The sequence below is a fragment of the Streptomyces sp. CRN 30 genome (assembly GCF_034105845.1).
On the sequence record NZ_JAVRHI010000572.1, the window covers coordinates 1 to 10497 of the forward strand.

Consider the following 10497-nt stretch of genomic DNA (forward strand, 5'->3'; position numbering starts at 1 on the left):
CCGCGTACCGTCCCGCGGTGACCGGCCGGCCCTCCCGGGCGCCGCGCAGCACCGCGCACGCCGTGGACAGCGCGGCGGGCGCGGTCACCAGCGGCAGCGAGGCCACCGCCGTGGCCAGCCCGATGCTCAGCACGTCCGCGAAGAGCGTGATCCGGGGCCCGAAGAGCTCACCCGCCTCCCTGCTGGTCCCCATCGGCATCACCCGTTCACCCCTTCACCCCGGAGCTCGCCATGCCCTCCACCAGGAACCGCTGAAACGCCAGGAAGAACAGCACGATCGGCAGCAGCGCGATCACCGACATGGCGAACATCGGCCCGAACGAGGACTGGCTGGAGGCGTCCACGAACGACCTCAGCGCCAGCGTCAGCGTGAACTTCTCCGGCGAGAAGAGGTAGATCAGCTGGGTGAAGAAGTCGTTCCAGGTCCAGATGAAGGTGAAGATCGCCGTGGTGATCAGGGCGGGCCGGGTGAGTGGCAGGACGACCGACCGGAAGGCCCGGAACGGTCCGCAGCCGTCGAGGAGCGCCGCCTCCTCCAGCTCCCGGGGCAGCCCGCGCATGAACTGCACGATGAGGAAGACGAAGAACGCCTCCGTGGCCAGGAACTTCGGCAGGATCAGCGGCCAGTAGGTGTTCACCATGCCGAGCTGGTTGAAGATGATGTACTGCGGGATCAGCACCGCGTGGTGCGGCAGCATGATCGTCGCGATCATGAACGCGAAGAGCGGCCCGCGCAGCCGGAACCGCAGCCGGGCGAAGGCGTACGCGGCGAGCGAGCAGGACAGCACGTTCCCGATCACCGCGCCACCCGCGATCAGCAGCGAGTTGCTGAGCAACCGGCCCACGGAGACGTCGTTCACGCCGTCGAGCGCCGTCTCGTAGTTGGACCACTCCAGGGTGCTGGGCAGCAGGTCCAGGCTGGCGATCACCTCGTCGGCGGGCTTCAGCGAGGTGGCGAGCAGCCAGGCCAGCGGGTAGAGCATGACGAGTAGCGCGGCGAGGCAGCCGACGTGCAGGGCCAGGCGCCGCCGGTCGACGGACTTCCCGCGTGCGGTCGTGGTCGTGGTGGTGGGTGCGGCGGTCGTCGTCAACGGTCGTTCTCCTCGAAGGCGTAGAAGACCCAGGAGCGCGAGGTGCGGAACAGCACGGCGGTGACCGCGCCGATGACGAGGAGCAGCACCCAGGCCATGGCGGAGGCGTAGCCCATGTGGGAGGCGACGAAGCCGCGGTCGTACAGGTACAGCGTGTAGAAGAGCGTCGAGTCGGCGGGCCCGCCCTTGCCCGCGCTGACGGCGAAGGCGGGGGTGAACACCTGGAAGGCCTGGATGGTCTGGAGCACCAGGTTGAAGAAGATCACCGGGGAGAGCATGGGCACCGTGACGGAGAGGAACTGCCGCCACCGGCTCGCCCCGTCGACCGCCGCCGCCTCGTACAGCTCGGTGGGTATCTGCTGGAGCCCGGCGAGGAAGATGACCATGGGTGCCCCGAACTGCCACACGGTCAGCAGCGCGACCGCGAGCAGCGCCCAGCCGGGCCGGTTCACCCAGCCGCCGGTGCCGAACAGGTTGTCGACCGTGCCGCCGTCGTTGAAGATCGCCCGCCAGACGAGGGCGATGGACATGGAGGCGCCGAGCAGGGACGGCGCGTAGAAGGCGGAGCGGTAGAAGCCCTTGCCGCGCTTCAGGTTCTTCAGGGCGAGGGCGACGACGAGGGCGAGCGCGAGCTGCAGGGGGACGGCGATCACGACGTACGTGAGGGTCGCGACCACCGACCGCCAGTAGCGGGGGTCCTCGGTGAACATCTGCGTGTAGTTGCGCAGGCCCACCCAGGACGGCGGGTTGAACAGGTCGTAGTCCGTGAAGGACAGGTAGAGCGAGACGGCCATCGGCAGCAGGGTCAGCAGCGCGGCGCCCAGCACCCACGGGGAGAGGAACACCCAGGCGGCGCCCTCGCGGCGGCGCCTGGGGGGCCTGCCGGGTGCCGCGCCCTTCCCGGGCCGTACGGCGGCCGGCGTCTGCGTGGTGGTCATCAGCGGAGCTCCGCCTTCGCCTGGGTGACGTAGTTCTCGGCCGCCTCACGGGGCGACATCCGCTCGTACGACACCTGGTCGTAGTCGCGCTGGAAGGTGGTCTGCAGGGCGCTGTCGCCGGACGGGGGCGCCTGGGGCGGCGGATCCAGCTTCCCGTCGAGGGAGGCGTGGAAGTCGTACATCGTCCGGTCGAAGCCCTCCAGCCCGGCGGCGATGTCCTCGCGGATCGCGTCGTTGACCGGAATGCCGCGGGTGGCGCCGAGGATCTTCGCGGCCTCCGGGTCGTTCAGCATGAAGTCGATGAGCCGCGCGGACTCCTCCGGGTGCTCGGAGTCGGCGGCGACGCCCATGAACATCGAGGGCTTGAAGTACTGCCCCGGGGTGCCGTCCTCGCCGGACGGGGTCGGCGCCAGGGTGATGCCGCTCGGTACGAGCGGCAGGAAGCCGCTGCACGGGGCGTCCCAGTTGTAGTCGGACACCGCGGTCCCGCGTCCGAGCGGGGTGTTCTCGACCGTGCCGTCCATCTGGGTGGTCTGCTCGGCGGCCGAGACGGCACCCTCGCGCCGCAGCCCGTCGGTGAAGGTCCACCAGCGGGTGAGGTCGTCGGCGGTGAAGCCGAGCCGGCCGTCCTCGGTGTACAGCGCCTTCCCCTGCCCGCGCAGCCACACCTCGAAGGCGTCCTCGCTCTGCCCCGGGTCGGTGCCGCCGGGCTTCCCGGTCCTCTCCGCCAACTGCCGCATGGCGTCGGCCCACTCGCTCCAGGTCCAGCCCGCGCGCGGCGGTGCGACCCCGGCGTCCTCCCACTGCTCGGTGTCGTACACGACCGTCTCGGTGCCGCGCCCCACCGGGATCGCGTACGTCTTCCCGTCCACCCGGCCGGTGCCGAGGAGTCCCTGGTCGAACTCGCCCGTGTCCAGGATCGCCTGCGGCTCCGGCCGGGCCAGGTCCAGCAGGATCCCGCCGGACGCGTACTGGTCGATCATGCGGTAGTCGAGCTGCATGACGTCGGGGGCGTCGCCGCCGGCGGCCTGGGTGGCCAGCTTCTGCTTGTACGCGTCGTACCCGGAGAACGAGGTCTGCACCTCGATCCCCGGATGCCTCTCCTCGAAGAGGCCGATCGCCTCCTCGGTCCGCGCCGCCCGGTCCTGGTTGCCCCACCATGTGTAGCGCAGGACGACCGTGCCGCCCGCGCCGGCCGCCCCGTCCCCCGAGCCGGTACAGCCGGTGAGCACCGTACAGAGGGCGAGCGTCACGGCCGCGGTGCGGGACGCCCAGGACGTCCTCGTCCTGTCTCCGGGCATGGATGAGTCACCTCTTCCGCTGGGGCGCCTACCAGAAAGCGCTTCCACCCGAGCACGACCCTAGGGAAGATCCAGATGCCGCAACAAGACCCGTGCACCACATCCGCGCAACACCCCCGCCGCCCGCCCGACGGCCTACGATGCCCCCCGTGGCCCTCTTCGCTCTCGCACGCGTCACCCCCCTGCCCCCCGACGAGACCTGGCGCCGCCTCACGGACTGGGAACGTCACGCGGACGTGGTCCCGCTGACCCGCATCACCGTCCTGACCTCACCGCCCACACACACGGGCACCTCCTTCGTGGGCCGCACGGGCCTCGGCCCGCTCGGCTTCGACGACCCCATGGAGGTGGTCGTGTGGGAACCCCCGACACCGGCCGCCCCGGACCGCGCCGCACACTGCCGCCTGGAGAAACGGGGCGGCTTCGTCAAGGGCTGGGCGGAGATCGAGGTCCAGCCCCACGGCGCCGGCGGGTCACGGGCGGTGTGGCGGGAGGAACTGTCGCCCCGCCTCGTGCCGTCACTCCTCGACCGCCCGCTGAAGTGGGCGGCCCGGTGGGTGTTCGGGCGGGCGGTGGACCGGTTGCTGGGGCCGGCCCGATCATGAGGCCGTGACCGTTCAGCCACCGGAAGTCGCGTACTCACCTCGCGGCACGTCGTCCCCGTCGGAGAGGCGACCGGGTCATCTGGTCGTCCTGGCGCAACACCGACGACATCCGGGTGCCGGTTCCCGCCGACGTCCACTTCGACGCCGCCCCGGCCAACCGCTCAGCAGGTGCGTGTGTGCGGTGATCAGGGCGTAGCGGCGGCTCTCAGACCACCACCGGCCCCACCCGTTCCACCCCGGCCGGCACCCCCTCATGATGGATCGGCGTATGCGCCCCCACCAACGGCACCCCGCTCCCCCCGTGCCGCGCCGCCACGATCTCCGCGCCGATCGACAGCGCCGTCTCCTCGGGTGTACGGGCTCCGAGGTCGAGGCCGATCGGTGACCTGAGCCGGGCCAGTTCGCGCTCCGTCACCCCCACCTCGCGGAGCCGCTCGGCGCGCTCCAGGTGGGTGCGGCGGGAGCCCATCGCACCCACGTACGCCACCGGGAGCCGCAGCGCGAGCCGGAGCAGCGGTACGTCGAACTTGGTGTCGTGGGTCAGCACGCACAGCACCGTCCGGGCATCCACCTCCGCGCCCTCCAGGTAGCGGTGCGGCCACTCGACGACCACCTCGTCGGCCTCCGGGAAGCGGGCCTCGGTCGCGAACACCGGGCGGGCGTCGCACACCGTCACGTGGTGGCCGAGGAACTTGCCGACGCGGACCAGCGCCGACGCGAAGTCGATCGCACCGAAGACGATCATCCGCGGAGGCGGGACGGACGACTCGACGAGGACCGTGAGCGGTGTGCCGCAGCGTGCGCCCCGCTCGCCGGTCTCCAGGGTGCCGGTGCGGCCGGCGGCCAGAAGGGCGCCCGCCTCGGCCGCCACCGTGCGGTCCAGCTCCGGACGGTCGCCGAAGCCGCCCTCGTACGAGCCGTCCGGACGGACCAGCAGCGCGCGCCCCAGCAGGTCCGCCGGCCCGGAGACGATCCGTGCCAGCGCCGCCGCCCCACCCCGCGCGGCGGCCGCCAGCGCGGTGGCCAGGACGGGACGGGCGGCGTCCTGGTCACGTACCGGTGTGACGAGGATGTCGATGACGCCGCCGCAGGTGAGGCCGACCGCGAAGGCGTCCTCGTCGCTGTAGCCGAAGTGTTCGAGGACCGGCTGCCCGTCCTGGAGCGCCTGGGCGCACAGGTCGTAGACGGCGCCCTCCACGCAGCCGCCGGAGACCGAGCCGATCACCGTGGAGCCGGTGTCCACCGCGAGCGCGGCGCCGGGCTGCCGGGGCGCGCTGCCGCTGACGGCCACCACCGTGGCCACGGCGAAGTCGCGGCCCTCCGACACCCATCGGTGCAGGTCTGCGGCGATGTCCAGCATCTCTCGGTCTCCTCGGTCTCCTCGGACGACGGTCGGCAGCGGGCGGGCGGTGCCTGTGCGGAGAGCTGAGTACCCATGGTGACGGTCTATGTGCCCGTCAGGTGCTCGGGCCGTACCGGTGTCCTGTTCAGTTCCAGCCCTGTCGCGTTCCGGATCGCCGCGAGGACGGCCGGGGTCGAGGACAGGGTCGGGGCCTCACCGACGCCACGCAGTCCGTAAGGGGCGTGGTCGTCGGCGAGTTCGAGCAGGTCGACCGGGATGGCCGGGGTGTCGAGGATGGTGGGGATGAGGTAGTCGGTGAAGGAGGGGTTGCGCACCTGCGCCGTCACCGGGTCGACGACGATCTCCTCCATGACGGCCATGCCCAGGCCCTGCGCGGTACCGCCCTGGATCTGGCCGGTCACGGAGAGCGGGTTGAGCGCCTTGCCGACGTCCTGGGCGCAGGCCAGCTCGACCACCTTGACCAGGCCGAGCTCGGTGTCGACCTCGACGACGGCCCGGTGCGCGGCGAAGCTGTACTGCACATGGCCGTCGCCCTGGCCGGTGCGCCGGTCGAACGGCTCGGTGGGCCGGTGCCGCCACTCCCGTTCGACCTCGACGACCTCGTCACCGAGGACGTCCACCAGGTCGGCGAGTTCCTCCCCGGTGCCGGTGACGATCTTGCCGCCCCGCAGGAGCAGTCCGGCGCTCGTCCAGGCCGGGTGGGCCGGACCGAACCTGCGGCGCCCCAGCTCCAGCACCCGCTCGCGGACCAGCGCGCAGGCGTTGCGGACCGCGCCGCCGGTGACGTACGTCTGGCGGGAGGCGGACGTGGAGCCCGCCGAGCCGACCCGGGTGTCGGCCGGCTGGATGGTCACCCGCGCGACGCCCAGTTCCGTGCGGGCGATCTGCGCGTGGACGGTGACGCCGCCCTGGCCGACCTCCGCCATGGCGGTGTGGACGGTCGCGACCGCCTCGCCGCCGACGACCTCCATCCGTACGCGCGCGGTCGAGTAGTCGTCGAAGCCCTCGGAGAAGCCGACGTTCTTGATGCCGACCGCGTAGCCGATCCCGCGGACGACGCCCTCGCCGTGCGTGGTGTTGGACAGGCCGCCCGGCAGCTGCCGTACGTCCACGCCCTCGCTGCTCTCCCACTGGCGCTCGGGCGGCAGGGGCATCGCCTCGACGCGGCGCAGCAGTTCCGCGACCGGGGCCGGGGAGTCGACGACCTGGCCGGTGGGCAGGACCGAGCCCTGCGACATGGCGTTGAGCCGGCGGAACTCCACCCGGTCCATTCCCACCGCGTCCGCCAGCTTGTCCATCTGCGCCTCGTACGCGAAGCAGGCCTGGACCGCGCCGAAGCCGCGCATGGCGCCGCAGGGCGGGTTGTTGGTGTAGAGGGCGACCGCCTCGATGTCGACGGCGTCGACGACGTACGGGCCGACGCCGAGGGACGAGGCGTTGCCGACGACCGCGGGGGACGCGGAGGCGTACGCGCCGCCGTCCAGCACGATGCGTGCCCGCACGTGGGTGAGCCTGCCGTCGCGCGTCGCCCCGTGCTCGTAGCGCAGCTTCGCCGGGTGGCGGTGGACGTGGCCGAAGAAGGACTCGAAGCGGTTGTAGACGATCTTGACGGGCTTTCCCGTACGGAGCGCCAGCAGGCAGGCGTGGATCTGCATGGACAGGTCCTCGCGGCCGCCGAAGGCCCCGCCGACCCCCGCCAGCGTCATGCGGACCTTGTCCTCCGGCAGGCCGAGCACGGGTGCGATCTGGCGCAGGTCGGAGTGGAGCCACTGGGTGGCGATGTACAGGTCGACCCCGCCGTCCTCCGCGGGGACCGCGAGCCCCGACTCCGGGCCCAGGAACGCCTGGTCCTGCATGCCGAAGACGTACTCGCCCTCGACCACGAAGTCGGCGCGGCGGCGGGCCTCCGCCACGTCGCCGCGGACGATCGGCTGGCGGTGGACGATGTTCGGGTGGGGGACGTGAGCCGCGTGATGGTCCGTACGCCCTTCGTGGACCAGTACCGCGTCCGGCGCCGTCGCCGACGCCTCGTCCGTGATCACCGGCAGCTCCCGGTACTCCACCCTGATCCGCGCGGCGGCGCGGCGCGCGGTCTCCGGGTGGTCGGCCGCGACGATGGCGACCGGCTCGCCGTGGTGGCGGACCTTGCCGTGGGCGAGGACCGGGGTGTCCCGGATCTCCAGCCCGTAGTGCCGCACCTCGGCCGGCAGGTCGTCGTAGGTCAGCACGGCGTACACGCCCGGTACGGCGAGGGCCTCGCCCGTGTCGATCGAGACGATCTCGGCGTGGGCGACCGGGGAGCGCAGGGTCTGGCCCCAGAGCATGTCCTCGTGCCACAGGTCGGAGGAGTACGCGAACTCGCCGGTGACCTTGAGGACGCCGTCCGGGCGGAGCGTGGACTCGCCCACGCCGCCCTGGGTGCGGGATCCCTGGGTGAGATCGGTGGGCAGACCCGTCGTTCCCATGTCAGGCCTCCTCGGACCGGCGGGCGGCCGCCAGGCGGACCGCGTCCATGATCTTTTCGTAGCCCGTGCAGCGGCAGAGGTTGCCGGACAGGGCCTCGCGGATGTCCTCGTCGGTCGGGTCCGGGTGGCGCTCCAGCAGTTCGTCGGCGGCGACGAGCAGACCGGGGGTGCAGAAGCCGCACTGGACGGCGCCCGCGTCGACGAACGCCTGCTGGACGGGGGCCAGCAGGGTGCCCTCGCCGGCCTGGGAGCAGGGGCCGTCGGCCGTGGGCACAGCCTTTCCGGACCGCTGCGCGGCGAGGTCCGCGAGCCCTTCGACCGTGATCACCTCGCGGCCCTCCACCTGGCCCGCCGCGACCAGGCACGCGCAGACCGGCACCCCGTCCAGGCGCACCGTGCAGGAGCCGCACTCGCCCTGCTCGCAGGCGTTCTTGGAGCCGGGCAGGCCGAGGCGCTCGCGCAGCACGTACAGCAGGGACTCGCCCTCCCAGACGTCGTCGGCCCTCTGCGGGCGTCCGTTGACGGTGAAGTTGACGCGCATCAGGCGGCTCCCTCCGTACCGCGGCGCGTGCCGCGGTACTCCTCCCAGATCCGGATCAGCGTGCGGCGGGCGAGGACGCCGACCGCGTGGCGGCGGTACGCCGCGGTGCCGCGGACGTCGTCGATCGGGTCGCAGGCGGCGGCGCACAGCCCGGCGAACCGCTCGGCGACGGACGGGGGGACGACGCGCCCGCCGTCCCAGCAGCCGCCCTCCTCCAGCGCCGCGTTCAGGAAGTGCTCGGCGGCCTCGGCGCGGACCGGTGTGGGCGCGGCGGAGCCGATGCCCGTGCGGACGGTCCGGGTGCGCGGGTGCAGGGCGATGCCGAACGCGCACACGGCGATGACCATGGCGTTGCGGGTCCCCACCTTCGCGTACTGCTGCGGGCCGTCCGCCTTGTGGACGTGCACGGCGCGGATCAGTTCGTCGGGCGCGAGCGCGTTGCGCTTCACGCCGGTGTAGAAATCGTCGATGGGGATGAGCCGGCGGCCGCGCACCGACTCGGCCTCGACCTCGGCGCCCGCGGCGAGCAGGGCGGGGTGGGCGTCGCCGGCCGGGGAGGCGGTGCCCAGGTTGCCGCCGACGCCGCCGCGGTTGCGGATCTGCGGGGAGGCGACCGTGTGCGCGGCGAGGGCGAGGCCCGGCAGCTCGGTCCGGAGGGCCTCCATGATCCGGGTGTACGGCACGGAGGCGCCGAGCCGCACGCGGTCCGCGCCGGTCTCCCACGCGTACAGGTCGGTGATGCGGTTGAGGTCGAGGAGGTACGCGGGTCGGCGGCGGTCGAAGTTGATCTCGACCATCACGTCGGTGCCGCCCGCGATCGGCACGGCGGTGGGGTGCTCGGCCTTCGCGGCGAGCGCCTCCGCCCAGCTGGCGGGGCGTAGGAAGTCCATGACCGGCTCTCATCTCCGTCTCGGGAGGACGTCGGGAGGACGTCTGGAGGGGCGTCGGTTTCCAGCCGGATCGTGCGCGGCCGGTCCGGCTCGTCAGGTGCCGTTCTGTTGTCGGACGGGGCCAGTAGACAACGTGTTCCGTACCGCTGTCAGTCACCGAAACAATGAAGGAGTTGCCTGGCCGGAGCGGCTGTCTTGTAGATTCATATGAACGGAGGGCCTCAGAAACCCCACGGTTTCCCCCGGGAAACACGGAGCACGCGGAGAACCGGACAGCACACGGTCCGGACGGGACAAGACGAGAAACGGCGGCGAAGAGACATGCGGCTGCGCGCACTGCTGGACACCGACGCGCTGGGCCTGCGGCTGCTCGGGGGCGAGGACGAGCTGGACCGCACCGTCCGCGGCGTGATGACCACGGACCTGCGGGACCCCAGCCGCTACCTCTCGGGCGGCGAACTGGTGCTCACCGGGCTCGCCTGGCGCCGGGACGCCACGGACACCGAGCCGTTCGTACGGGTCCTGGTGGCCGCCGGCGTCACCGCGCTCGCCGCGGGCGAGGCCGAGCTGGGGCCCGTGCCCGAGGACCTGGTGCAGGCGTGCGCCCGGCACCGGCTGCCGCTGTTCGCGGTCCACGAGTCGGTGGCCTTCGCGACGATCACCGAGCACGTCGTCCGGCAGGTCTCGGGCGAGCGCGCCGGGGACCTGGCGGCCGTGGTGGACCGGCACCGCCGCATGATGACCTCGGGGCCGGCGGGCGGCGGCCCGGACGTGGTCCTCGACCTGCTCGGCGCCGACCTCGACCTGCGCGCCTGGGTGCTCTCCCCCACCGGGCGGCCCGTCGCGAGCCCGAAGGGGGACGGGGCGGCGCTGCCCGCCGAGGTCTCCGCGAGGCTGGCCGCCGAGCACCTGGCCGCCGCGCGCACGGGCCGCCGCGGCCCCCACCGGGTGACGGTCGGCACGACGACGTACTCGCTCTTCCCGGTACGCGGCCCGGGGCAGCGTACGGCGTCGGCCGCGGGCGGCCGGTCGCAGGGCGCCGCCCGTGACGTGCGGGAGAGCGTGCTCACGGACTGGCTGCTCGCGGTAGAGGCGGACGCCGGGGACTGGGCCGGGGAGCGGCTGGACCTGCTGCACGGGGTGACCCAGCTGATCGCGGTGGAACGGGACCGGCGGGACGCGGCGCGCACCGTACGGCGGCGGCTCGCGCAGGAGGTGCTGGAGCTGGTGCAGACGGGCGCGGCGCCCGCCGAGGTCGCGGCCCGGCTGCGGGTGGCCGCGCCGGTGCTGCTGCCCGGGCTGG

General features: G+C 72.8%; 9 protein-coding genes and 1 pseudogene. 2 read left to right on the forward strand and 8 right to left on the reverse strand.

The window, feature by feature from the left end; all coding sequences use genetic code 11:
- From UW392_RS66515 to UW392_RS66530, 4 genes and pseudogenes are all read right to left on the reverse strand, one after another.
- A pseudogene (locus UW392_RS66515) lies at nt 1–199 on the reverse strand (hypothetical protein); the annotation flags it as partial.
- Between the two features lie 7 nt (nt 200–206).
- A complete protein-coding gene (locus UW392_RS66520; RefSeq protein ID WP_320785183.1) occupies nt 207–983 on the reverse strand; it encodes a carbohydrate ABC transporter permease in 777 nt (258 codons plus the stop codon).
- Between the two features lie 104 nt (nt 984–1087).
- Nucleotides 1088–2029 carry a sugar ABC transporter permease gene (locus UW392_RS66525; RefSeq protein WP_320785175.1) on the reverse strand — a complete coding sequence of 314 codons (942 nt, stop codon included), beginning with the start codon at nt 2027–2029 and terminating at the stop codon, nt 1088–1090.
- Nucleotides 2029–3330 carry an ABC transporter substrate-binding protein gene (locus UW392_RS66530; protein WP_320785176.1) on the reverse strand — a complete coding sequence of 434 codons (1302 nt, stop codon included), beginning with the start codon at nt 3328–3330 and terminating at the stop codon, nt 2029–2031. Before UW392_RS66530 ends, UW392_RS66525 begins: the two co-directional genes overlap by 1 nt.
- 149 nt (nt 3331–3479) lie before the next feature.
- On the opposite strand from UW392_RS66530, the gene UW392_RS66535 reads away from it, so the two are divergent.
- On the forward strand, nt 3480–3935 hold the full coding sequence (locus UW392_RS66535) for an SRPBCC family protein (RefSeq protein WP_320785177.1): 456 nt from the start codon (nt 3480–3482) through the stop codon (nt 3933–3935).
- A gap of 205 nt (nt 3936–4140) precedes the next feature.
- Here the strand turns inward: UW392_RS66535 and UW392_RS66540 are convergent, their stop codons facing one another.
- From UW392_RS66540 to UW392_RS66555, 4 genes are all read right to left on the reverse strand, one after another.
- Complete coding sequence (locus UW392_RS66540; RefSeq protein WP_320785178.1) at nt 4141–5295, reverse strand: XdhC family protein; 1155 nt, start codon at nt 5293–5295, stop codon at nt 4141–4143.
- Between the two features lie 86 nt (nt 5296–5381).
- Nucleotides 5382–7763 (reverse strand): xanthine dehydrogenase family protein molybdopterin-binding subunit, encoded by a 2382-nt coding sequence (locus tag UW392_RS66545; RefSeq protein WP_320785179.1) that lies wholly within the window; start codon nt 7761–7763, stop codon nt 5382–5384.
- Nucleotide 7764: 1 nt separating this feature from the next.
- Nucleotides 7765–8304 carry a (2Fe-2S)-binding protein gene (locus UW392_RS66550; protein WP_320785180.1) on the reverse strand — a complete coding sequence of 180 codons (540 nt, stop codon included), beginning with the start codon at nt 8302–8304 and terminating at the stop codon, nt 7765–7767.
- The gene (locus UW392_RS66555; protein ID WP_320785181.1) at nt 8304–9194 is read right to left on the reverse strand and encodes an FAD binding domain-containing protein; all 891 of its coding nucleotides are present in this window, start codon (nt 9192–9194) and stop codon (nt 8304–8306) included. Before UW392_RS66555 ends, UW392_RS66550 begins: the two co-directional genes overlap by 1 nt.
- A gap of 321 nt (nt 9195–9515) precedes the next feature.
- Between UW392_RS66555 and UW392_RS66560 the strand changes: the two genes are divergently transcribed.
- A partial coding sequence (locus UW392_RS66560; RefSeq protein WP_320785182.1) for a PucR family transcriptional regulator ligand-binding domain-containing protein occupies nt 9516–10497 on the forward strand: 982 nt, incomplete at its 3' end.

Excerpts from the sequence above, each read along its gene's own strand:
- UW392_RS66545 (WP_320785179.1), bottom strand. The coding sequence starts at position 7,763 with ATGGGAACGACGGGTCTGCCCACCGATCTCACCCAGGGATCCCGCACC.
- UW392_RS66525 (WP_320785175.1), bottom strand. The coding sequence starts at position 2,029 with ATGACCACCACGCAGACGCCGGCCGCCGTACGGCCCGGGAAGGGCGCG.
- UW392_RS66550 (WP_320785180.1), bottom strand. The coding sequence starts at position 8,304 with ATGCGCGTCAACTTCACCGTCAACGGACGCCCGCAGAGGGCCGACGAC.
- UW392_RS66520 (WP_320785183.1), bottom strand. The coding sequence starts at position 983 with ATGCTCTACCCGCTGGCCTGGCTGCTCGCCACCTCGCTGAAGCCCGCC.
- UW392_RS66530 (WP_320785176.1), bottom strand. The coding sequence starts at position 3,330 with ATGCCCGGAGACAGGACGAGGACGTCCTGGGCGTCCCGCACCGCGGCC.
- UW392_RS66555 (WP_320785181.1), bottom strand. The coding sequence starts at position 9,194 with ATGGACTTCCTACGCCCCGCCAGCTGGGCGGAGGCGCTCGCCGCGAAG.
- UW392_RS66540 (WP_320785178.1), bottom strand. The coding sequence starts at position 5,295 with ATGCTGGACATCGCCGCAGACCTGCACCGATGGGTGTCGGAGGGCCGC.